This is a genomic window from Streptomyces sp. BR123 (assembly GCF_013401435.1).
GTDB lineage: Bacteria > Actinomycetota > Actinomycetes > Streptomycetales > Streptomycetaceae > Streptomyces.
The window spans coordinates 19,488-41,150 of record NZ_JACBGN010000010.1; the positions used below are offsets into that span (position 1 = coordinate 19,488).

The window sequence follows — 21,663 nt, forward strand, 5'->3', positions numbered from 1 at the left end:
CGGGCCCGCAGGTACCGCATCATCCACACATGGCCGAACATCTGATGACGCTCCACTGCGAGCCGTGCCCCTCCTGCCGCCACGAGGCACGCCAGCTGATCGTGGACGGGCGCCTGCGCTGGGAGGAGCAGGAGCACTGCTCCGCCTACGGCGTCCAGGCCTGCGGGTCGGGCTGGGGCCCGCCGCCGCCGTGGGTCCGGGAACGGATCACCGCCGTGGAGGGCACGGTCCGCGTAGCCGTCGGCGGCCCGGACGGGGCGCCGCTGAAGGCCGTGCGCGAGGTGTTCGGCCTGACCTTGCGGGAGCTGGCCGAGGCGCGCCACCACGGCCTCGACGCAACCCCGGTCGAGGCGGAACTGCTGCGCACCATGGCGGCCCGGGGCTGAGTCGGGTGGCGCGGTTCGCGAACGCCCCGGGACGGGGCGGGGCCGGCTACGCAGCCCCCGCGGCGTCGAACAGGGAGCCGGGAGGCCGTCTCCTCGGCGGGGCAGCGCTCCGCCCCCGCCGGCAGGAGCCGGCTGGGGCGCAGGGGGCGAGAACGCGGCGGGAACGGCGAGAGCCCGCGGCGGGTGCCGGGGGCTCTCGGTGGGCGTGAGGATGCAGCGTTACGCCAGGCCGGGGCCGCGGACGGGGATGCTGGTGAAGGTCGGCTGCTGGGGTTCGGGCGAGGTGAAGAAGTCGTTGCCCTTGTCGTCCACCACGATGAACGCCGGGAAGTCCTCGACCTCGATCTTCCAGACCGCCTCCATGCCGAGCTCCTCGTACTCGACGACCTCGACCTTCTTGATGCAGTCCTGCGCGAGCCGGGCGGCGGGGCCGCCGATCGAGCCGAGGTAGAAGCCGCCGTGCGTGCCGCAGGCGCTGGTCACCTGCTGCGAGCGGTTGCCCTTGGCCAGCATGACCTTGGAGCCGCCCGCCGCCTGGAACTGCTCGACGTACGAGTCCATGCGGCCGGCCGTGGTGGGGCCGAAGGAGCCGGAGGCGTAGCCCTCGGGGGTCTTGGCCGGGCCGGCGTAGTAGACCGGGTGGTCCTTGAGGTACTGCGGCATGTCCTCGCCCGCGTCCAGCCGCTCCTTGATCTTCGCGTGGGCGATGTCGCGCGCCACGACCAGCGGGCCGGTGAGGGAGAGACGGGTCTTGACCGGGTGCTTGCTCAGCTCGGCCAGGATGTCGTCCATCGGCTGGTTGAGGTCGATGGTCACGACCTCGCCGTTCGAGAGGTGGTCCTCGGTGGTGTCCGGGAGGAAACGGGCCGGGTCGCGCTCCAGCTGCTCCAGGAAGACGCCCTCCGCGGTGATCTTCGCGACGGCCTGGCGGTCGGCGGAGCAGGAGACCGCGATGGCGACCGGGCAGGACGCGCCGTGGCGGGGGAGGCGGACCACGCGGACGTCGTGGCAGAAGTACTTGCCGCCGAACTGGGCGCCGATGCCGAGCTTCTGCGTCAGCTCGAAGACCTTCTCCTCCAGGTCGAGGTCGCGGAAGCCGTGGCCGAGCGGGGAGCCCTCGGTGGGGAGCTCGTCCAGGTAGTGCGCGGAGGCGTACTTGGCGGTCTTCAGCGCGTGCTCGGCCGAGGTGCCGCCGACGACGATCGCCAGGTGGTACGGCGGGCAGGCCGCCGTGCCGAGCGAGCGGATCTTCTCCTCCAGGAACTTCATCATGGAGGCCTCGTTGAGGACCGCCTTGGTCTCCTGGTAGAGGTAGGACTTGTTGGCGGAGCCGCCGCCCTTGGCCATGAAGAGGAACTTGTACGCGCCGCCGTCGGTCGCGTACAGCTCGATCTGAGCGGGCAGGTTCGAGCCGGTGTTCTTCTCGTCCCACATGGTCAGCGGGGCCATCTGCGAGTAGCGCAGGTTGAGCTTGGTGTACGCGTCGTAGATGCCGCGGGAGAGCGCTTCCTCGTCACCGCCCGACGTGAGGACGTTCTGGCCGCGCTTGCCCATGACGATCGCCGTACCCGTGTCCTGGCACATGGGCAGGACGCCGGCCGCCGCGATGTTCGCGTTCTTGAGGAGGTCCAGGGCCACGAACTTGTCGTTCGCGGAGGCCTCGGGGTCGTCGATGATCCGCCGCAGCTGCGCGAGGTGGGCCGGGCGCAGGAAGTGCTGGATGTCGTGGACGGCCTCCTCGGCGAGCTTGCGCAGCGCCTCCGGCTCGACCTTGAGGAACGTACGGCCGTCGGCCTCGAAGGTCGAGACGCCCTCGGAGGTCACCAGCCGGTACGGGGTGGTGTCCTCGCCCAGGGGCAGCAGGTCGGTGTACGCAAACTCTGGCATGACGGCAGTCATCCTCACTCGGGCGGACAGCGCTGACGACCGATTTGGCAGCGCGGTCAACCAGCCTAGGACCTCCTTGTGTGGATGTGTCTGTGAGGTAAGGCTCACCCGCGACTATCGCGATCTATCGTGTCTCGCTATGCTGGTCGACGTGGACATGGAAAAGCACCCCGCAGACCCGGCCGCTCCCGTCGCGCCCGCCGCCGGAGGGCTGCGTGCCTCCGACGCCGACCGCGACCGGATCGCGCAGATCCTGTCCGACGCGCTCGCCGAGGGCCGGCTGACCCCGGACGAGCACTCCGAACGCCTGGACTCCCTGTACACCCGCAAGACCGTCGCCGAGCTCGACGTCCTGGTACGCGACCTGCCCGCGCCCGGCGGCGCCCCGGCGTCGTCCGCGTACGCGCCGGGTGCCGCGGGCCACGCCCCGGCGGGACCGGCCGGCCTGCCCGGCGCCGCCGAGACGGTGGTCGCCGTGTGCAGCAGCTCCGCCCGCAAGGGGCGGTGGCGGCCGGCGGCGCAGACCCGGGCGGTCTCCGTCATGGGCGACATCACCATCGACCTCACCGAGGCCGTCTTCGAACAGCAGGTCACCGAGATCAACGTGGCGTGCGTGCTGGGGAACGTGGAGGTCCTGGTCCCGGAGAACGTCACCTTGCGCGGCCACGGCAGTGGCGTCCTCGGCAACTTCGAGGTCCACGGCGAGGGGCGGCCGGGTACGGACCCGAACGCCCCGGTGGTGATCATCCGCGGCTTCGCCCTGCTGGGCAACATCGAGGCCCGCCCCAGGCTCGGCGCCCGCCTGGTCGACCTGGCCCACACACTGCACAAGCGCCTGCACCGATAGCCGCGGCCGGCCGCTCCCTCGGGTTCGCGGCGGCGGCGTTCCCGCGTCGTCGGATTTCGGTCGAGTTTTTCCGGAGCCCCGGGCGCGTCGCACGCAGTGCATAGGGCCGCGTACAGCGGGTAGGGACAGGTGCATCGTCTCTCGCTTGCGTATCCGTCGTCAGGAGTAGACCGTGCAGCATCCGCCGCATCAGTCCCTGCAGGTAGCCGCCGTACAGACCCTTCAGGCACGTCCGGCCGCCGTGCCGAAGGCGCGGGTGCCTGCGCGGGAGGATGACGGCCCATGGCATGCGGAGGCGGTGTGCCGGCGGGACGAGGCGGGACTGTTCTTCGCGCCGTCCAAGGAGCCCACGGCGGCCCGGCTGTCCCGCGAGGAGGCCGCCAAGCGGGTCTGCGCACGCTGTCCGGTGATGGTCGCCTGCCGTGAGCACGCCCTGCTCCAGCCCGAGCCGTACGGGGTGTGGGGCGGGCTCACCGCGGCCGAGCGGCGGGTGGTGCTGGCCCGGCGCCGGCGCAGGGCGGCGGAATTGCGCCAGGCGGCGCCGGGAGCGGGGCCGATAGCCGCCGCGGGTTGAGGCCCGTACGCGCATGCGAGAGGGGCGGTCCCGCCGCACACGGGAACCGCCCCTCTCGCTGTGCCGGCACGGTCGCCGGCGGGGGTGCGCTCGCACCCGGCGCCCGTATCCGGGCGGCCCGGACTCCTACTTCGCGCGGTCGAAGTCGATGGCGCTGTACGCGCGCAGCTTCGACAGGCGGTGGGTGGAGTCGATCTGCCGGATCGTGCCGGACTTCGAGCGCATGACCAGGGAGGAGGTGGTCGCGGTCTCCGAGCGGTAGCGGACGCCGCGCAGCAGCTCGCCGTCCGTGATGCCGGTGGCGACGAAGAAGACGTTCTCGCCGGACACCAGGTCGTTGGTGTGCAGGACCCGGTCCAGGTCGTGGCCCGCGTCGATGGCCTTCTGCCGTTCGGCGTCGTCCTTCGGCCACAGCTTGCCCTGGATGACACCGCCCAGGCACTTTATGGCGCAGGCCGAGATGATGCCTTCCGGGGTGCCGCCGATTCCCATCAGCATGTCCACGCCGGTACCCTCGCGCACCGCCATGACCGAGCCCGCGACGTCGCCGTCGGAGATGAACTTGATCCGGGCGCCGGTCTCGCGGATCTCCTTGACGATGCCCTCGTGGCGGGGGCGGTCCAGGATGACCACGGTGACGTCCTCGACGGACATGGCCTTGGCCTTGGCGACGCGGCGGATGTTGACGGACACGGGGGCGTTGATGTCGACGAAGTCGGCGGCCTCGGGGCCGGTGACCAGCTTGTCCATGTAGAAGACCGCGGAGGGGTCGAACATGCTGCCGCGGTCGGCGGCGGCCAGGACGGCGATGGCGTTCGGCATGCCCTTGGCGTTCAGGGTGGTGCCGTCGATCGGGTCCACGGCGATGTCGACCTCGGCGCCGGTGCCGTCGCCGACCCGCTCGCCGTTGTAGAGCATCGGGGCTTCGTCCTTCTCCCCCTCGCCGATGACGACGACGCCGTTCATCGAGACGGTGGAGATCAGGGTCCGCATCGCATTGACGGCAGCGCCGTCGGCGCCGATCTTGTCCCCGCGCCCGACCCACCGGCCGGCGGCGAGGGCCGCGGCCTCGGTCACCCGGACGAGTTCCAGGGCGAGGTTGCGGTCGGGTGCCTCGGGGGCGACTTCGAGCTGGGGCGGCAGGTTGTGCTCGGTCATCGGAGCGCACCTTTCTGTACGACGACGGCCGGGAAGGTGAGGGTGCTGGAACTCTATCCCTACGTCGACAAACTGAGCAGGGCGGGGCACGTATGAGCGGAATATCGGTCAGGCGGTTGTCCTGAGCGGACGTCTTGCGGAGGGCTCGCAGAGGCGGTGCGGAGGGCGCGCCCAGGCCCTGGGGGCGGGCCTGCGCGGGTCGCGCCCACCCCGGCGGTGATCGCCCGGGGCCATGGGGGACGATGGTGGCGTGGCAGGTATGAAGGGCAAGCAGACGGTCTGGGACATGGTCCGGTCACTGGCGGTGATCGGCGTCGTCGTCGCGGGGATCTACATTTTCATCCCGCATGACGACAAGGCCGATCCCACGCACGTGGTGGACTACCGCGTGGAGACGATCACGGCGCGGCGCGCGGCGCCGTACCCGGTCGGGGCGCCGGTGGGGCTGCCGGCCGAGTGGCGGGCGACGTCCGTCACCTTCGACCGCAGGGACGCCAACGCCTGGCACCTGGGCTTCCTGGACCCGAACGGCCAGTACGTGGCCGTCGAGCAGTCCAGTGACGTCTCGGCCAAGTACCTCTCCAGGGTCACCCAGGAGGCGGCGGCCACCGGGGAGACGCAGCAGGTCGGCGACGTGGCGTGGGAGCGCTGGGACGGCGGGAAGTACGACGCCCTCGTGCGGCGCGAGCAGGGCCACGTCACGGTCGTGACCGGGACGGCCCCGTTCGAGGACCTCGGCAGGATGGCGGCGGCCCTGGAGTTCAAGCAGGGCCGGTGAGCCCCCGCACCCCGGGTGCGCAGGGCCGGTGAGCCCCGGCGAACCCGGGTGCGCAGGGCCGGTGAGCCCCGGCGCACCCCGGGTGCCGGTACCCGCGTACGCGTACCCCGCGCATCACACGGAACGGTGAAAAGGCCGTGCGCCCCGGAATCCCGGGGCGCACGGCCTTCTGCGTGGTGCTGCGGCGACCGTCCGAGGGGGCTCGGCGCTCGGGGCTCAGACGGTGGTGATGACCTCGTCGGCGGTCAGGCGCGGGCCGCGGGGGTGTGCGACGTCGCCCTCGGCCTTGCCGATGTTGACGACCATCAGCGGGGTGTGGTCGTCGTCGAGGAACTCCTTCTGGACGCCGGCGTGGTCGAAGCCGCCCATCGGGCCCGCCGCCAGGCCCGCGGCGCGGACGCCGACGATGAAGTACGCGGCCTGCATGGCGGAGTTCATCAGCGCGGCCCGCTCGCGGGCCGGGCGCTCGCTGAAGAAGGCGTCCTTGGCCTGCGGGAAGTGCGGCAGCAGGGTCGGCAGCTCCTCGTGGAACTCGTTGTCCGCGGAGAGGATCGCGACCAGCGGGGCGGCGGCGGTCTTCGCCTGGTTGCCCTGGTCCATCAGCTCCACCAGGCGCTCGCGGGCCTCGGGGGAGCGGACCAGGGTGACGCGCAGCGGCGTCGAGTTGAAGGCGGTGGGGCCGAACTTGACCAGGTCGTAGATCGCCTGGACCTGCGCCTCGGTCACCGGCTCGTCCGAGAACGCGCTGGTGGTGCGGGCCTCGCGGAACAGCAGGTCCTGGGCGGCGGTGTCGAGAACGAGGGACATCGGAAAGCCTTCTTCCATGCGGGGGTGGAGCGTCACCACCGACTCTACGGCCAGTTTGGTCAAATATTCAACTAAATCCGGCCATGAGTGGCGTGGATCACTCCCCCCGGCCCCCCTGCCCCTCGGCCGCCGCCTCGCGGGCGGCGAGTGCCGAGTCCAGGCGGGCGCGGGCGCCCTCCAGCCAGTGCCGGCAGACCGTCGCGAGCTCCTCACCTCGCTCCCAGAGCGCGAGCGACTCCTCCAGGGAGGTGCCGCCGGCCTCCAGCTTCCGGACGACCTCGATGAGCTCGTCGCGTGCCTGCTCGTACCCCAACGAGGTATCGGCTTCCGTCATTCCTCTACCGCCTCCGGTCTCGTGCCCGCCAGTGCAACGGGAAAATGTGTCATGTCCGCTCCGAGCCGCCCGGAGCGTCCCGCGGCTTCAGCCGCCTCCGGGCCGCTCGGGACGCTCCGGGTCCGCTCCAGGGGTCACTCCGCAGGCGGTTCCGGCTCCGGGTCCGCGGCCCGCCCGGCGGCCCGCTCGGTGACCCGCCCGGCGGCCCGCTCGGTGACCCGTACGGAGAACTCGCCCTCGGCCACCCGCGCCCGCAGCACCTCGTCCGGAGCCACCTCCTGCGGCGAGCGCACCACGTGCCCGTCCGCGCGCTGCAGGACCGCGTAGCCCCGCTCCAGCGTCGCCGCCGGCGACAGCGCGACCACCCGGGCCAGGGTGTGCGCGAGCTCCGAGTCCGCCCGGTCCAGCAGGTGGCCCAGCGTGCGCCGGCTGCGCCCCAGCAGGGCCTCCAGCTCGTCCTCCCGGGTCTCCACCATCCGCTGCGGATGGACGAACACCGGCCGCGCCAGTGCGTGCGCGAGCCCCCGCTCCTCCCGGTCGAGCAGGGCGCGCACCGCGCGCAGCCCCCGCTCCTGGAACTGGCGCACCCGCTCCAGCTCCTCCCCGACGTCCGGGACCACCTTCTTCGCCGCGTCGGTCGGGGTGGACGCGCGCAGGTCGGCGACGAGGTCCAGCAGCGGCGAGTCCGGCTCGTGCCCGATCGCCGAGACCACCGGTGTCCGGGCCGCCGCGACCGCCCGGACGACCTCCTCGTCGGAGAACGGCAGCAGGTCCTCCACGCTGCCTCCGCCGCGCGCGACGATGATCACGTCGACCTCGTCCAGGGCGTCGAGCTCCTTGACCGCCTGGATGACCTGGGGCACCGCGTGCACGCCCTGCACGGCGACGTTGCGGACCTCGAAGCGGACCGCCGGCCAGCGGCGCCGGGCGTTCTCCAGCACGTCCCGCTCGGCCGCCGACGCCCGCCCCACCACCAGCCCGATCAGCTGCGGCAGGAACGGCAGCGACCTCTTGCGGTCCAGCGCGAACAGCCCCTCGGCGGCCAGCGACCGCTTGAGCCGCTCCAGCCGGGCGAGCAGCTCGCCGATGCCGACCGGCCGTATCTCGGTGGCCCGCAGCGACAGCTGGCCGCGCGGCGCGTACCACTCGGGCTTGGCCAGCAGGACGACCCGCGAGCCCTCCGTGACCGCGTCCGCGACCTCCTCGTAGACCTGCCGGAAGCAGGTCACGCTCAGCGAGATGTCGTGCGAGGGGTCGCGCAGCGTCAGGAAGACCACCCCCGCCCCCGGCCGCCGCGAGAGCTGCGTGATCTGCCCCTCCACCCAGACCTGGCCGAGCCGGTCGATCCAGCCCCCGATGAGCCGGGACACCTGGCCGACCGGCAGCGGCGCGTCGGCCGACGTATTCAGACCCATGGAGGCAGGCTAGCCGCCGGGACCGACAGCGTCTGCGGGGCCGCCCCGATCAGCAGCGCCGTCCAGCCCGCGACAGGCCCGGCCCGCACGGCCGCCCGTACCCGACCGGCTCCCGGAAGCCGAGGCTCCGGGCGGAGGCGGCGGTCAGGGGCCGCCGCGGAGGCGCCGAACCCGCGCCGGAACCGGAACCCGTAACCCCCGCCGTCATCCCCGCGAGGGCACCCGGAACGGACACGCGGAACGGACACGCGGCACGGATGCCCGGCACGGATGCCGGCACGCGCCCGACGCGGCCCCGGCGGCCGGGCCGAACGGGCGGCGTACGGCCCCGCAGGGACCCCCGTACGATGGACCGCATGAGTGCTGCCGCCGCCCCTGCTCCCGCTTCCCGCCGCGTCCTGCTCGCCGCCCCCCGCGGCTACTGCGCGGGCGTCGACCGAGCCGTGATCGCTGTCGAGAAGGCCCTCGAGCAGTACGGTGCGCCGGTCTACGTCCGGCACGAGATCGTGCACAACAAGTACGTCGTCCAGACGCTGCAGAAGAAGGGCGCCATCTTCGTCGAGAAGACGGAGGAGGTCCCCCCGGGCAACATCGTCATGTTCTCCGCCCACGGCGTGGCCCCGGTCGTGCACGAGGAGGCGGAGCGCGGCAAGCTCGCGACGATCGACGCGACCTGCCCGCTGGTCACCAAGGTCCACAAGGAGGCCATCCGGTACGCGAAGGAGGACTTCGACATCCTCCTGATCGGCCACGAGGGCCACGAGGAGGTCATCGGCACCTCCGGCGAGGCCCCGGACCACATCACGATCGTCGACGGCCCCGACGACATCGACAAGGTCACCGTCCGCGACGAGTCCAAGGTCGTCTGGCTCTCGCAGACCACCCTGTCGGTCGACGAGACCATGGAGACCGTCGACGCGCTCAAGACGAAGTTCCCGCTGCTCGTCTCCCCGCCGAGCGACGACATCTGCTACGCCACCTCGAACCGGCAGGCCGCGGTCAAGGCCATGGGCGCCGACTCCGACCTGGTCATCGTCGTCGGTTCGAAGAACTCCTCCAACTCGATCCGCCTGGTCGAGGTCGCGCTGGACGCGGGGGCGCGCGCCGCGCACCTCGTCGACTTCGCGAGCGAGATCGACGAGGCCTGGCTGGACGGCGTCACCACGGTCGGCCTGACCTCGGGCGCCTCGGTGCCGGAGGTGCTCGTCGAGCAGGTGCTGGAGTGGCTCTCCGAGCGCGGCTTCGCGGACGTGGAGATCGTCAAGACGGCCGAGGAGTCCATCACCTTCTCCCTGCCGAAGGAGCTGCGCCGCGACCTCCGGTCGGAGGCCGCCGCACTGGTCGCAGACGAGTAGCCCTTTCCGTACCGTGAGTCCATGCAGATCTTCGGCGTGGACATCGGCGGCAGCGGGATCAAGGGCGCGCCCGTGGACCTGGACCGCGGCGGCCTGGCGCAGGAGCGCCACAAGGTACTGACACCGCAGCCGGCCACCCCCGACGGGGTGGCCGGCTGCGTCGTCGAGGTGGTCCGCCACTTCGACTGGGACGGCCCCGTCGGGGTGACCTTCCCGGGCGTCGTCACCGGCGGCGTCACCCGGACGGCGGCCAACATGGACCCGTCGTGGATCGGCGTCGACACCGCCGCCCTGCTCGCGCGGCGGCTGGACGGCCGCCCGGTCACCGTCCTCAACGACGCCGACGCCGCCGGGATCGCCGAGATGACGTACGGCGCCGGCCGCGGCCGCGACGGCACCGTCATCCTCCTGACCCTCGGCACGGGCATCGGGAGCGCCGTGTTCACGGACGGGCGGCTGGTCCCGAACTCGGAGCTCGGCCACCTGGAGCTCAAGGGCCACGACGCGGAGAAGCGGGCGTCGGTCCGCGCCAAGGAGGAGGGGGACCTCACCTGGGAGCGCTGGGCGCGCCGGCTGCAGAAGTACCTGGCGCACGTGGAGATGCTCTTCTCGCCGGACCTGTTCATCCTCGGCGGCGGCGTCAGCCGCAAACCGGAGAAGTTCCTGCCGCTGATCGACGGCATCAGGGCGGAGATCGTCCCGGCGGTACTCCAGAACGACGCGGGCATCGTGGGCGCGGCGATGGCGGCGGCCCCGGGGACGGCGGGGGGAGCGGCGAACCGCAAGGACGAGCCGGACCGGAACCGGGACGAGGACTAGGAAGCCCGGCGGGGGAGGCGCCGCCGCCCGATCAGCACGGCCTTCCGCACGACGGCGATCAGTGCCGCGACCAGGGTCCCCCCGTACAGCCAGCCGGCGTGCAGCGACAGGGCCGACACCAGGCCCATCACCTGTGCGCCGAAGCCGCCCGAGTCGCCGCAGATCGGCCAGACCCCGACGGCGAAGGCGATCGGCACGGCGATCGGCGCGGTGACCAGGTCGGCGGGCCGCACCCACAGCGCGGTCGCGGCCGCGACGGGCACGAACAGCAGCCCGTACACGAACAGCGAACCGTCGAACAGCAGCCAGGCCAGCCCGGCGACGAGCGTCATCGCCACGCACGCGAACAGCCCGCCGCCGAGCCCGGTCAGCCGCGGCCGCGGCAGCCTGCGCACGGCAGCCGGCCGGGGCCGCCCGCCCCCGCCCTGGGCGGGCACACCGCCGGGGCGCCGGGGCTGCTGCCGCTGCGGGTGGTGAGGGGCCGAACGCGTCCTGTAGTGCTCCACCCTTCAAAACTAGGCGGGCCGGGTGCGCTATCGCCGTGGGGACACGCGTACAACGCGACCCGCTCATCGGAAAGTAAACTGTCCGGTGGCCCGCTCCGGGCCGCCGCCCCCTCCAGCTACGGGAAGTCGCCAACGTGTCGCTCACGATCGGAATCGTCGGCCTGCCGAATGTCGGCAAGTCGACCCTGTTCAACGCCCTGACCAAGAACGACGTACTGGCGGCCAACTACCCGTTCGCCACCATCGAGCCCAACGTGGGCGTCGTCGGCGTCCCGGACGAGCGCCTGGCCAAGCTGGCCGAGGTCTTCAACTCGCAGCGGCTCCTCCCGGCGACCGTCGACTTCGTCGACATCGCCGGCATCGTCCGCGGCGCGAGCGAGGGCGAGGGCCTGGGCAACAAGTTCCTCGCGAACATCCGCGAGTCAGACGCGATCTGCCAGGTGATCCGCGCCTTCAAGGACGAGAACGTCGTCCACGTCGACGGCAAGGTCTCGCCCAAGGACGACATCGAGACGATCAACACCGAGCTGATCCTCGCCGACCTGCAGACCATCGAGAAGGTCCTGCCGCGCCTGGCCAAGGAAGCCCGCATCAAGAAGGACGTGGCCCCGAAGGTCGCGGCGGTCGAGGCGGCCAAGGAGATCCTGGAGAAGGGCGACACCCTCTTCTCCCAGGGCGTCGTCCAGGGCTCCGAGAAGGCCGAGCTCCTGCACGACCTCCACCTCCTCACGACGAAGCCGTTCCTCTACGTCTTCAACGTCGACGAGGACGAGCTGACGGACGACTCCTTCAAGGCCGAGCAGCGCGCCCTGGTCGCCCCCGCAGAGGCGATCTTCCTGAACGCCAAGCTGGAGGCGGACCTCGCCGAGCTCGACGAGGCGGACGCCATGGAGCTCCTCCAGTCGGTCGGCGCCGAGGAGCCCGGCCTGGCCACCCTGGCACGCGTCGGCTTCGACACCCTGGGGCTCCAGACCTACCTGACGGCCGGCCCGAAGGAAGCCCGTGCCTGGACCATCAAGAAGGGCGCCACGGCCCCCGAGGCGGCCGGTGTCATCCACACCGACTTCCAGAAGGGCTTCATCAAGGCCGAGGTCATCCACTTCGCCGACCTGATCGAGTGCGGCTCGGTCGCCGAGGCCCGCGCCGCCGGCAAGGCCCGCATGGAAGGCAAGGACTACGTCATGCAGGACGGCGACGTAGTCGAGTTCCGCTTCAACGTGTAGTGGCTGATTCCTTGATCGGCGGAAGTGGCTGGTCAGGATAGGAAACCCCAGGTCAGGGGCCAGATCTTCGGGTCTGGCCCTTTCCTGTTTTCTCCGGCTGGATCAGCCTCTTTCCTGCCCCTGTGCTGACTTGGTGCTGACCTGCTGGGCGGGTCTGTACGTCCTCTGAGCTGGGTTTTCCGGGGTTCTGTGAGAGGCCGGACGGAACGAGGGGTGTACCTGGAGCCGGGCATGGAAACCCGGTACCCATGTGGAGGGCTGCCGCGCAGGATGGGGGGATGGCTGACCTGCTGTGGGATGAAGTCAGAGGGTTCTTCGACCCCGATCTGATGGGCGCGCTGCCGGAGTGCTCGTTCCTGGGGCCTCGGTCGAGGACTGGCAGGCTGTCCTCGACCTTGTTGACGTGAGCGGATGGAAGCACCAGTACTCCGTAGGAGAGTCGGTACTTCCGGTGCCTCGGGCGGAGACAGTGCTGTCCCGCCCGGCCGACGCTGAGTGTCCGCAGCTGAGGGTCTGGCTGGCCGCCGATGTGCTGGTGATCTTCCGCTTCTATTCGTCGGGCGAGATCGACTTCGATGTCGACCTGCGGGAACTCCAGGGGCAGGAGCGGCTCGACTTGTTCTGCGGGTTCCTCACGGTCATCGGACGGCGGTTGGGGAAGCCGGTGCTGATGGATGCAGAGGGCGGCGACGGCAGCCATCCCGTCCTCGGGTTCGACGTCGAGAGCGATCGGGTCGTGCTGTTGGCGGAGCCGTTTGTTCCCTGACTGCTGCCGCGGGCATGCATCGCTGACCCTGTGGTGCCGTTCCCGCAACGGATGAGAAAACATGTTGGTGGGCCGTCGGCGAGTTGCGACAATGCGTCTGTTTCCCAGGCGGAGGACACTTGTTCGTTTTCGTGTGTGCGGGATGCGGCGCCGAGTTGACCACCCTGCTGTCCCAGGTCTCACTGCCAGTCCACGCTCGTCAGAAGTACGGGAACGGGGCCCAGCTTCCGGTGCTCATGGAGTCCGGGACGTTTGCCGTGGACCCGGACCCCTGGGGAGGGCCGTGGCGGATGTGGGACGAGATCGATCCGGGCGAGGCGGAGGCACGAGGCATCTACGCGCCGGTCTACGCCCTGTCCGACAGCACGCCCGGGGCGAGTGTCATCGCGCCGGGTGATATCCGTGGAACCCGGCTGATCCCTGAGAAACGCGGCGGTGCCTGCTGCGGTCTCGACGGAGCCGACGGGCCCAACATGGCCTGTGAGACATGCGACCTCCCCGTGGCGACCAGGGTCGACGACTGCTCGCTCTGGCAGGCAGTGCGGCTCAGCCCGGACGCCGTGCACCGCGTCCCCGTTGACGGCATCCACGTTGCGCCCCGCTCTTGGTCGGAGCTGGCAGAGAAGGGGGACAAGACGCCCCCGTTCGAGCCGATTGCCACGTGGGGAGGACGGATGGGGTCGAACCACTACTGGTCGTGGAGCCCGCAGTGGGAGGCGGCGGCGGGCCAGGCGCTCGCCCACCTGCTGGTTGCCTCCGAAGGGCAGCCGGTGAAGGTTCCGGGCGGTCTGACCGCGGACGTGTTCCAACGCGCGCTCGACGCCCTGCTGCCCGCAGGCCCTCCGAAGCGGCGCGCCGTCCTGGCTGGACCGGGACAGCCCTCCCCGGACGCGGCCGTCGACATCCTTCTCGTACCGGTCCATCCCCAGACAGGTCAGACCTGGACCCCCGCCGGCCCCACTGCGTCGGCATACCTGGTGCCCCTGCCGCTGGGGGTGTGGCTGTGGCTGGTCTCTCCCCAGCCCTACTTGCCGGTGCCTGCGTCAGGTCGCATACCCCAAGACGTACTCCGCGACGACCCTCTCCCGCTGCGCCCCAACTATCTGTTCCGGGCCGACCGGGAAACGTTCCTGCACACCTTGGTCCGGCTGCCAGCCGTGCGCAGCCCGTGGCTGCTGACGATCGTCGAGAACCTCACGCAGCGCACCTCGGCCCACCTCTTCTAGCCGTCTGGCAATCGAACAGCGCCAGACGCTCGTGCCTCCCGAAGTGGTCGACATCTGCTGTCCAATCTTCGGACCTCACCCGTCAGAAGCGCGGCCCGACAGTGGGATGCGAGACCAACGCGCAGGCAGCGATCTGCAGTTGCGCTTCCCACGTCGCCTCGTCGAGCCCCAATGTGTACTCGATGCAGCACGCGCATGGCGGGAGTAGCGCCAGGAATGCTTGCTCCTCAGTGGTCTCGACCTTCATCTCCGACCACTCGTCCGATGCCAACTCGGCGAGATCCACCTCCCCGGCGGTGAATCGCGTGGCCAGCCTGCGCAGCGCGTACCGACGGGCCAGGTGGCGATCGGGCAGATTGATCCCCAATTCTTCAAGAGCCTGCTCGAACGTGTCGCGGATGTCCCGGGGGTCCGCGTGACGCGGCAGGCCGGCGAGCTCGCACAGGGTCGGCGTGTCCATTCCCGCTGCGAGTGCCTGGGCAGCGGTCATCGGTAGGTCTTCCAGACACAACTGATCCGCCTGATACAGCCACGCACCCTCCACGAGGGGCGGATAAGTGCTGTGGACAGGGCTGTCAGGTTCGAATGTCTCGTCTATCGCTGCCATGGTTCATACGATGCCAGCACGGCTCGCGAGACAGCCTTGCAATTTGGACTGTGCCGGCAAACCGCCCTGTGGTCCGACCCAGCACTGTTACCCCGGTGACACTCCGCGACCGCTCCCCAAGATCTGTGCCAGAACCCCGATCTCGTGAACAAAGCCACCGCATAGGTAAGCCCCGGGGAACTGGGGCCGAAGGGGGTGTGCGTCAGGTGACTGGCGACGCGCACGCTAGGAACGGCCCGGCCGCCTTACTCCAAGACTCGCCCCGTCCGAGTGCGGCTGCTCCCTCCGTACGTAGCGACTCGACGACGGGCGAGAGGAAGTCTGCACGCCAGTGTCGTACGGCTTGCTCCTGCATCCCGCTTGCGTCGACGACTGCACCCACCTTCGCTTCGAGCACGGCCACGCCCTCTGCGATGTCTTCACCGGTCCACTCGTCCATGCGGTCGGCCACCAGGGCCCAGGTCAGCTTGATCATGCGCCGGATCGTAGAGGCGACGGCGGCGAGCAGGGAGAGGTTGTGGGGGGTGGGGTATGACCCCTTGGCCCTGGCGTCACCACCGCCTCGTCTTGGCAGCGCAGATTCCGCCACGGTTCCAGACCCGCTCTGACCCTCAGCCGATGACTTGCTAGGGGTTGTATCCGCAGCCCAGAGCAGTGTCGGGGCTGTATCCGTCGGCGGCCCGAGTGCATAGGAACGGAGAGTTTGCCCTTCACACGACGCTAGGTCGATGAGTCCTGCCGGAGGCGTTCATGGATGCGGAGTCGTCCCCGGCAGCTTTAGGACGGTTGAATGCTCAGGTGGTGAACTGGGCGCAGATGTACGACTGTCACGGGGATGTTGATCGCGTCCCCGAGCTCCTGGCGCGGGTCGAGCTCGAGGACGACGCAGAGGCATGGGACGAGCTGGGTTACCGGCTGGTCCTCGAGCACGACCTGGTGTTCCCCGCGAGTTTCGCCGCACTGCCGCGTCTGGTGCGTCTCGCGTCGCGGAGCGCGCGGGCGCGCGGGCTGGCCGGGGCGATCGTGCGGTGCGCCGCAGGGGGCCACGGGTGCGACGATCTGCTGGCGGGCTGTGCCGACGCGATCGCGGCGTTCCGTGAGCTGCTGGATCGGCACCTGCGGTCGCGGCCGGACGACTACTTCGCGTCCTTCCTCGACTTGCTCGCGGTCGAAGAGCAGTACCACTGGAGTGCGGCCATGGGGGACTTCTCGGATGACTTCTATGAGGTCGCCTGCCCTCACTGCGCTGTCGAGGTGACGATCGCCATCGGCGGTTACGGTCGCTACTCAGCGATCCGGGACTGGAACCTGGGCGACGTGGACCGACGGGGACTGCGGCCGGCGTCCCTCGAGGGCCTCTCCGGCATCGGTCGATGGATGCACGAGACTGCCGTCCGCGATGGCGAAGCCGTGCTCGCCGACGGTATCGCCCATCTCTTCGGCGATGCAGAATGCCCGCGCTGTGCCAGCGTCTTCAACATTGCGGATGAGTACGCGGCTTCCAATCGTCCCGTTATGTGAGCGGCATGTCGGGAGCGAGCGGCTCTGCTCCTGCAGCAGAGCCGCAGCCCAACCGAGGCGACAGCGACCGTGTCGTGGAACTGAGGCCCGTTTGTTGTAGCGGGTAGCGACCCCATGGGGAGAGGGCGGGGCTCCCTCTCTATGCGGCGTTGGGCGGAGTGATCAGCTCACGGCGTGCTCCCGGCTGGTTATGCAGGAACAGCCACATGCGGGCCAGCTTCTGCGACTCCTTGGCCGCAGGGCGCTTGCGGAGAACGGAGGTGCTCCACTTGTCGAACTTCACGTGGCACGACTTGCACAGCGCCACGTAGCGCGTCGGGTCCATGCTGTACGGGATGCCCGCGCTGAGCCCGTCGACGTCACGGCGCTCGTTCGGATCGGTGTGGTCGTACGCCCACTCGTCCGCCGCCGCGCCGCATCGCAGCCAGCACCGGTACCCGCTGGCCGGACCCAGGGCCTTCCGGATGTTCCTGTGAGCCTGTGCGTACTGGTTCGGGGAGAGGTGAGCCGGTCCACGGCAGGACCGGGTACGCCCTGCGGTCAGGTTCGCCAGGTTGAAACTCTTCATTTCGCCGCAGTCACAACGGCAGAGAACGTACCGGGGCCTCTCGTCATAGCCGATCAAGGTCAGTTGTCCCCATCGGTGACCAGGCTTGTACTTCCGTCGCGACGGCGCGCCAGCGGCGGAGCGGCGGCGAGAGGGAGAGTTTGTCATCGACTTGCTCAAGAGGTAGAGCCTCCTTGCAGACTTGCTTGATCTACTGGCTTGCAATGTGGCGGCCCTGATGGGCCGCACTTGGGCTGGCGGGCATACGACCGGGCCGAGCGAAGCTCGGCCGTACCTGGTGAAGACGCTTTGGGGCTAGCGCTGGTGTTCTTTCGCCGCTGCCCTAACTAGATAGAGAGACCGCGAACGTTTTCCCAGGTCAGACCCGATTTCGGTACATGTCGCGGCTGTACTAGGTACGTTCCTCCGCTGTACCAGTGCAGCTACGGGCGCTCGGGGTGCGTGCGGCAGGGCGACGGGGCGCCCCTCTCTTTCTGGAACACGTGACTGCCCAGCACGAGGCAGGCCGCTGACGAACGCGGCGATACGAGGTCAAGGCGCTTCGCGCTGGCGACGGCGCCGGTAGTGCTCTGCTTGCTGAGCGGTGTGCCGCTTTTGGACAAGACGGCCGCGAGCCCGTTGGGCCCGAACGATGCGTGCCCGTGCCTGTCGGCCCAGCCGAGAGCCGCGAAGTGCACGCGGTGCGCGAGGGCGAAGCGCTCATCACGCGCCATGCGTCGGTACTCGTGCTGTGAGACCGCACCCCAGGGCTTGCCCGGTCCGAAGTTGATAGCCACTCGACGTGGCCCCCTTTCCCTCCTTGCGCGGCGCGGTGCGCCGGCGCCCCCGCCGGACGGCGGGACATGTGCCTCCCTTCGGTTGGCTGTGAGTAATGAGGATGGGTCGGTCAGGCCGACACGGGGCACTCCCGGTCGATCCAGTGGTCAACCTCTGACAGTCGGAAACGCAGGCTGCCGCCGACCTTCCGGGACGGGATACCGAGTGCCCGGTGGTTGTTGTAGATCCACGCGGGCTTCTTGCCCAGGTACTCGGCCAGCTCGTCAACGGTCATGAGGCGGTGGTGGCGCAAAGGCGGACTCCTGTCGATGGGAGGGCGGGACCTCCACATCTTGAGCGCACAAGTTCAGCCTGGTCAAGTCCGGCTTTGTCACACCCGGACTTGACCGCGGTGTGTCACCTGCTTACGGTGCAGCTATGAACTCGACACCTCAGCCACCGGATGCCGAGCCGCGAACCGGTGTGACGGTCATCAAGCGCATGGGTGCATGGGAGGTGGCCATGCATTGGCCCGCGGGCACTGGCGGAACGGTAGGTCCGCGAGAGATCCACGTCGTTCCTGCGGACGACGCTGACCCGCAGGAGATCGCACGCGGTATCTCCAGCACTGTTCTTCGGCGGATCAACACCACGCCGAGTGAGGACTTCGCCGCGATGCGGTCACTGGCGGAGGCTGCCGACCTGGAAATCCGCGAGCTTGGCGAGCGGCTGGCTTCCCTCCCGGGCGGCCTCACGGATGAGCGGCTGGCGGTGCTGTCTGCCCTCTACGTGCACTTCGTCGATGCGGGAGAGCGCGCCCCGGCGCAGCGTCTGGCGGTGGGATTCGACTTGAATCCGGCCACTGTGAAGGGGCACCTGCGCGCCGCGCGGCAGCGGGGCTTCCTGACCAAGGTCGAAGGCAAGGCGGGCGGGCAGCTCACGGACAAGGCAGAGCAGACACTCAGGGGGATGAAGCGTGGCGCAGGTACTGAAGAAGTGTGACTGCCGGAACAAGACCCGGTGCGCGCACCTGTGGACCGTCCGGTACCGCGAGCCCGGAGGACGGGGCGGGCGTCAGCGGGAGAAGTCGTTTCCCATGAAAAAGGAAGCTGAGAGCTTCGGCGTCAAGGCGGAGACAAGCGGGCCGGGGTCTACATCGACCACCAGCTTGGGCAGATCTCCATGCGCAAGTGGGCGGAAGAGTGGCTGTCGCAGCACCAGGTGAACGAGTCGACCCGACGGAACTACCAGAGCTTCATCTCGAACCACCTGCTTCCCGCGCTGGGTGCACGCACCCTTGCCAGCGTCACCGTCCCGGACGTGAAGAAGCTCCAAACCGCCATGGTAAACGGTGGGTTGGCGGCGTCGACGGTCAACGACCGCATGAACATCCTGCGCGCCATGATGGCGACGGCCGTCAAGGAACGCCGCATACCTGAGAGCCCGTGCGACGGGGTGCCGCCGATCAAGACGGCGGGTGCGGCTGTCGACCCGGACGAGATACCGACGCTGGCGGAGGTGTACGGCGTATCCGCCGCCATGTCCGATCAGTACCGGCTGACCGTGTGGCTCCAGGCGGGCGCTGGGCTGCGTATCAGCGAGGCTCTGGGGCTGACCTCCGACTGCCAGCGAGAGGGCTTCCTGCGGCTGCGCAGGCAGATCAGCGCCAAGGCGAACCAGGGCGACTGCGTGACGCGGTTCGTGCCGCTCAAGCACCGCACGGCTGACGAATACCGGGGCGTGCCCACACCGAAGTTCCTTGACCAGGAGATCGGCAACCACCTCAAGCGCTGGGGCACGGTCGAGGTCGACGGCGTAGAGGCGCTGTTCGCGCCGCGCGAGCGGGGCAAGGGGAAGATGCCCACGGCCTCGACGTACGGCTACCACTGGCGGAAGGCGTGCACGGCGGCAGGCGTGGTCACCCCGGACGGGAAGCCGAAGTACACCCCGCACTCGCTGCGCCACTTCTTCGCCTCGACGGCCCTCGCGAACGGCGTTCCGATCCACGAAGTGAGCCGCTGGCTCGGTCACCGGAACATCAAGACCACCGTCGACACGTACGGACACCTCGTGCCGGAGGCATGGGACCGGTGCCGGGACGTGATGCAGCAGGCGCTTCGGCCGTCGCCGGTACGCGCCGTTGCCGTGGCGGCATGACGTGCTGACTCGGCGACACGGTGCTGACTTGGTGCTGACCCTGCGCCCCTTCGAGGAGAAGAAACCCTTGGGAATACTGGGAAGGAAGGGATCCCATGAACGTTCCGCTTCAACGTCTGATACGTCCGGTGAAAGGCCGTCTGACCTGCGACGGAGCGGGTTGGGCGGCCTTTGCGGTCCGCACAGAGTCCGCAGCGTGCTGGATGAGTCCGGCACGCGGGGGAGCGGCTACGCCGCTTCGCCGACCTGTGGCTGGGCATCGGCGGACCGATCCGCGTACGCCTACCGTGAACTCAGCGCCGGCGGTGGTCTTCCGGATCATCGGCGAGGACCCGCCGACGCTGCTGGTGGGCGAGGCCGACACCATCTTCGGCCCGAAGGCCGGCGACAAGGAGGACCTGCGTGGCCTGCTGAACGCCGGACACCAGCGCAACCGCCCCGCCTGGCGGATATCCGGCCCTGAGCACAAGCCGACCGCGTTTCCCGACCTTCGCCATGGCCGCGCTGGCAGGCATCGGCGCCTGCCGGACACGATCATGGACCGCGCCGTCGTGCTCCGCATGCAGAAGCGCAAGCCCGGCGAAAGGTCACGCAGACGGCGGTCGGCGTGATCAGCGCCGCCGCCCACCAGCCCGGTCAGAAGTTCGCCGGATTCGCCGGGGACGCCGCCCTCGCCGTCGCCCTGGGCAGGGCGGGGACCCGGCAGCCACCTACTCCCAGCTCGCCAAGCGCCTCGACCACCACATCGACCTGCGGACCCGCGAAAGAGGATCGGGCCATGAAGGAGAGTCCCCTGGTCGAGCTGCTTGAGACCGAGTATGGACGCGTCTGGGACCGCTTCTACGACGAGTTCAAGTTCCAGCCGAGTACGAGTCCTTTCAAGTGGCCAGCCATCAAGGAGCCCGTCGCATCGGATTACCTGGAGCCTTCCCGCGCTTGACGACGACCCTGAATACGAGCGTTTGGACCGCCTGGTCGAGGTGGTCGAGTAGGGGCTGACTTCCTGCATTGGCCCGAGCGGCACACTGCTCGCGCTCGACTGGCAGCACACGTCGTATCGCTTCGCACCGCAGGGCGTCGGTGGCCCGGGGCAGCCGGCATGGCCTTTGAGTCCTTACCCCGACGGGGATTACTACATCTACCTCTCGGAAGACTTCCGCATAGGCAGTTTTGGGCACCCCTGGGAATAGTCCCTCTGTCTGTTCGGTCAGGAATTCCTCGACGCCGCATCCGCGGAGGTAGAGAAGCTTCTCGGCCAGCCGATCCGCAGGTCCGGCAGGGCAGTCGGCACCGCCTGAATTGGATCCGACTCCAAAGGCACCCAGGTAGTCAGACCCAACAATGCACCCTGATGCCCTCGCCGCCCGTAGCAGCGAGGGCATCAGTCGTCAGGCAGCTCGGACTGTGGGTAACTGCGCGACCCACTTCGTCACCTCGGTCAGGTGGTCGGGCTGCAGCCGGAAGTGTGGGTCGGGCTGCACGAGGAAGGTCGCCGTTCCGTGGGCGGTGCGCTCCTCCGCCCAGGCGTGGTCGAGGCCGGTGAAGTCGTCGTCGATCCAGACGGCGGGGGGCGTCGCCCAGCCAGGCGTCGACGTGGTAACGCTTCCACAGGTAGCCGTTGAGGTGGCTGGTGGTGATCTGCGGACGCGGGAGATCGACGTACGGCAGGGTTGGAAGGCCGAGGAGCGGGCCGATGAGGGTGGTGGCGTCCTGGCGCCAGCTGGTGCACCAGACCGGGTCGCGACGAGGCCGGTCGTCGCCCGAGGGGCTTCGGCCGCCACGCTGCGGGTGCGGGACGGAGAACGCGAGCACCCGGCCGGACGTGAGGCGCTGGGCAAGGGCCGGGAGCAGGAACTCGGGGGCGACGAGGCCGACGGCTCGGAGCAGATCGCGTCGAACTGCTCGTCGGAGGCGTGCAGTAGGCCAGGGCGTGGCCGGTGACGAAGGTGAGGTTGATGGCGTACGCGGACTTC

General features: G+C 69.6%; 24 protein-coding genes and 3 pseudogenes. 15 read left to right on the plus strand and 12 right to left on the minus strand.

From position 1 onward, the window contains the following. Positions 1-29 precede the first annotated feature (29 nt). Positions 30-386, plus strand: coding sequence for a hypothetical protein (locus HYE82_RS02890; RefSeq protein WP_179172307.1), 357 nt, complete (start codon positions 30-32; stop codon positions 384-386). Positions 387-605: 219 nt separating this feature from the next. Here HYE82_RS02890 and HYE82_RS02895 read toward each other — a convergent pair whose 3' ends face one another. Beyond that, positions 606-2,273, minus strand: a complete 1,668-nt coding sequence (locus tag HYE82_RS02895) for a fumarate hydratase (protein ID WP_179172308.1) — start codon at positions 2,271-2,273, stop codon at positions 606-608. Positions 2,274-2,424: 151 nt separating this feature from the next. Here HYE82_RS02895 and HYE82_RS02900 point away from each other — a divergent pair, with 151 nt between their 5' ends. Continuing rightward, on the plus strand, positions 2,425-3,120 hold the full coding sequence (locus tag HYE82_RS02900; RefSeq protein ID WP_309144182.1) for a DUF1707 domain-containing protein: 696 nt from the start codon (positions 2,425-2,427) through the stop codon (positions 3,118-3,120). Between the two features lie 196 nt (positions 3,121-3,316). Then, complete coding sequence (locus tag HYE82_RS02905; RefSeq protein WP_218782197.1) at positions 3,317-3,694, plus strand: WhiB family transcriptional regulator; 378 nt, start codon at positions 3,317-3,319, stop codon at positions 3,692-3,694. Between the two features lie 126 nt (positions 3,695-3,820). Here HYE82_RS02905 and glpX read toward each other — a convergent pair whose 3' ends face one another. After that, positions 3,821-4,852 carry a class II fructose-bisphosphatase gene (glpX, locus tag HYE82_RS02910; RefSeq protein ID WP_179172310.1) on the minus strand — a complete coding sequence of 344 codons (1,032 nt, stop codon included), beginning with the start codon at positions 4,850-4,852 and terminating at the stop codon, positions 3,821-3,823. A gap of 259 nt (positions 4,853-5,111) precedes the next feature. Here glpX and HYE82_RS02915 point away from each other — a divergent pair, with 259 nt between their 5' ends. Then, entirely contained in the window at positions 5,112-5,630 is a 519-nt protein-coding gene (locus HYE82_RS02915; RefSeq protein ID WP_256986884.1) for a DUF4245 domain-containing protein, read from the plus strand. Between the two features lie 216 nt (positions 5,631-5,846). Here HYE82_RS02915 and HYE82_RS02920 read toward each other — a convergent pair whose 3' ends face one another. The 3 genes from HYE82_RS02920 to xseA all read right to left on the minus strand — a co-directional run bounded on the left by HYE82_RS02920 (position 5,847) and on the right by xseA (position 8,186). After that, positions 5,847-6,437, minus strand: a complete 591-nt coding sequence (locus HYE82_RS02920; RefSeq protein WP_179172312.1) for a malonic semialdehyde reductase — start codon at positions 6,435-6,437, stop codon at positions 5,847-5,849. A 97-nt stretch (positions 6,438-6,534) separates the two neighbouring features. Then, a complete protein-coding gene (locus HYE82_RS02925; RefSeq protein WP_179172313.1) occupies positions 6,535-6,771 on the minus strand; it encodes an exodeoxyribonuclease VII small subunit in 237 nt (78 codons plus the stop codon). 134 nt (positions 6,772-6,905) lie between these two features. Next, entirely contained in the window at positions 6,906-8,186 is a 1,281-nt protein-coding gene (xseA, locus tag HYE82_RS02930; protein ID WP_179172314.1) for an exodeoxyribonuclease VII large subunit, read from the minus strand. A gap of 347 nt (positions 8,187-8,533) precedes the next feature. Between xseA and HYE82_RS02935 the strand changes: the two genes are divergently transcribed. Next, on the plus strand, positions 8,534-9,541 hold the full coding sequence (locus tag HYE82_RS02935) for a 4-hydroxy-3-methylbut-2-enyl diphosphate reductase (protein ID WP_179172315.1): 1,008 nt from the start codon (positions 8,534-8,536) through the stop codon (positions 9,539-9,541). A gap of 21 nt (positions 9,542-9,562) precedes the next feature. After that, the gene (ppgK, locus tag HYE82_RS02940; protein WP_256986875.1) at positions 9,563-10,360 is read left to right on the plus strand and encodes a polyphosphate--glucose phosphotransferase; all 798 of its coding nucleotides are present in this window, start codon (positions 9,563-9,565) and stop codon (positions 10,358-10,360) included. Here the strand turns inward: ppgK and HYE82_RS02945 are convergent. After that, positions 10,357-10,866: a DUF6542 domain-containing protein gene (locus HYE82_RS02945; RefSeq protein ID WP_179172316.1), complete on the minus strand. Its 510-nt coding sequence runs from the start codon at positions 10,864-10,866 to the stop codon at positions 10,357-10,359. The genes ppgK and HYE82_RS02945 overlap by 4 nt on opposite strands. Before the next feature lie 134 nt (positions 10,867-11,000). Here HYE82_RS02945 and ychF point away from each other — a divergent pair, with 134 nt between their 5' ends. The 3 genes and pseudogenes from ychF to HYE82_RS02960 all read left to right on the plus strand — a co-directional run bounded on the left by ychF (position 11,001) and on the right by HYE82_RS02960 (position 14,081). Next, complete coding sequence (ychF, locus tag HYE82_RS02950) at positions 11,001-12,089, plus strand: redox-regulated ATPase YchF (protein ID WP_179172317.1); 1,089 nt, start codon at positions 11,001-11,003, stop codon at positions 12,087-12,089. A 278-nt stretch (positions 12,090-12,367) separates the two neighbouring features. Further along, positions 12,368-12,855: pseudogene (locus HYE82_RS02955) on the plus strand (hypothetical protein). Between the two features lie 119 nt (positions 12,856-12,974). Beyond that, positions 12,975-14,081 (plus strand): hypothetical protein, encoded by a 1,107-nt coding sequence (locus HYE82_RS02960; RefSeq protein ID WP_179172318.1) that lies wholly within the window; start codon positions 12,975-12,977, stop codon positions 14,079-14,081. Positions 14,082-14,163: 82 nt separating this feature from the next. Here HYE82_RS02960 and HYE82_RS02965 read toward each other — a convergent pair whose 3' ends face one another. Together HYE82_RS02965 and HYE82_RS02970 are read right to left on the minus strand one after the other, a co-directional pair. Beyond that, a complete protein-coding gene (locus HYE82_RS02965) occupies positions 14,164-14,688 on the minus strand; it encodes a hypothetical protein (RefSeq protein ID WP_179172319.1) in 525 nt (174 codons plus the stop codon). Between the two features lie 202 nt (positions 14,689-14,890). Next, the gene (locus HYE82_RS02970; RefSeq protein WP_179172320.1) at positions 14,891-15,163 is read right to left on the minus strand and encodes a hypothetical protein; all 273 of its coding nucleotides are present in this window, start codon (positions 15,161-15,163) and stop codon (positions 14,891-14,893) included. A gap of 326 nt (positions 15,164-15,489) precedes the next feature. Here HYE82_RS02970 and HYE82_RS02975 point away from each other — a divergent pair, with 326 nt between their 5' ends. Then, positions 15,490-16,209: a hypothetical protein gene (locus tag HYE82_RS02975; RefSeq protein ID WP_179172321.1), complete on the plus strand. Its 720-nt coding sequence runs from the start codon at positions 15,490-15,492 to the stop codon at positions 16,207-16,209. Between the two features lie 139 nt (positions 16,210-16,348). Here the strand turns inward: HYE82_RS02975 and HYE82_RS02980 are convergent, their stop codons facing one another. The 3 genes from HYE82_RS02980 to HYE82_RS02990 all read right to left on the minus strand — a co-directional run bounded on the left by HYE82_RS02980 (position 16,349) and on the right by HYE82_RS02990 (position 17,828). Continuing rightward, complete coding sequence (locus HYE82_RS02980) at positions 16,349-16,777, minus strand: hypothetical protein (RefSeq protein ID WP_179172322.1); 429 nt, start codon at positions 16,775-16,777, stop codon at positions 16,349-16,351. A gap of 422 nt (positions 16,778-17,199) precedes the next feature. Beyond that, on the minus strand, positions 17,200-17,553 hold the full coding sequence (locus HYE82_RS37595; protein ID WP_256986876.1) for a hypothetical protein: 354 nt from the start codon (positions 17,551-17,553) through the stop codon (positions 17,200-17,202). A 110-nt stretch (positions 17,554-17,663) separates the two neighbouring features. After that, entirely contained in the window at positions 17,664-17,828 is a 165-nt protein-coding gene (locus HYE82_RS02990; RefSeq protein ID WP_256986877.1) for a helix-turn-helix domain-containing protein, read from the minus strand. A 143-nt stretch (positions 17,829-17,971) separates the two neighbouring features. Between HYE82_RS02990 and HYE82_RS02995 the strand changes: the two genes are divergently transcribed. The 5 genes and pseudogenes from HYE82_RS02995 (at position 17,972) to HYE82_RS37605 (ending at position 20,880) form a co-directional block, all read left to right on the plus strand. Next, positions 17,972-18,535: a hypothetical protein gene (locus HYE82_RS02995; protein WP_179172324.1), complete on the plus strand. Its 564-nt coding sequence runs from the start codon at positions 17,972-17,974 to the stop codon at positions 18,533-18,535. 180 nt (positions 18,536-18,715) lie between these two features. After that, positions 18,716-19,690 (plus strand): site-specific integrase, encoded by a 975-nt coding sequence (locus HYE82_RS03000; protein ID WP_256986878.1) that lies wholly within the window; start codon positions 18,716-18,718, stop codon positions 19,688-19,690. Between the two features lie 284 nt (positions 19,691-19,974). After that, positions 19,975-20,277: pseudogene (locus HYE82_RS03005) on the plus strand (hypothetical protein); the annotation flags it as partial. Between the two features lie 191 nt (positions 20,278-20,468). Then, positions 20,469-20,630, plus strand: a complete 162-nt coding sequence (locus HYE82_RS37600; RefSeq protein ID WP_256986879.1) for a DUF2716 domain-containing protein — start codon at positions 20,469-20,471, stop codon at positions 20,628-20,630. 85 nt (positions 20,631-20,715) lie between these two features. After that, positions 20,716-20,880 carry a DUF2716 domain-containing protein gene (locus HYE82_RS37605; RefSeq protein ID WP_256986886.1) on the plus strand — a complete coding sequence of 55 codons (165 nt, stop codon included), beginning with the start codon at positions 20,716-20,718 and terminating at the stop codon, positions 20,878-20,880. Positions 20,881-21,078: 198 nt separating this feature from the next. Here HYE82_RS37605 and HYE82_RS37610 read toward each other — a convergent pair. Continuing rightward, positions 21,079-21,444 (minus strand): annotated as a pseudogene (locus tag HYE82_RS37610) (hypothetical protein); the annotation flags it as partial. Positions 21,445-21,663: the final 219 nt, after the last annotated feature.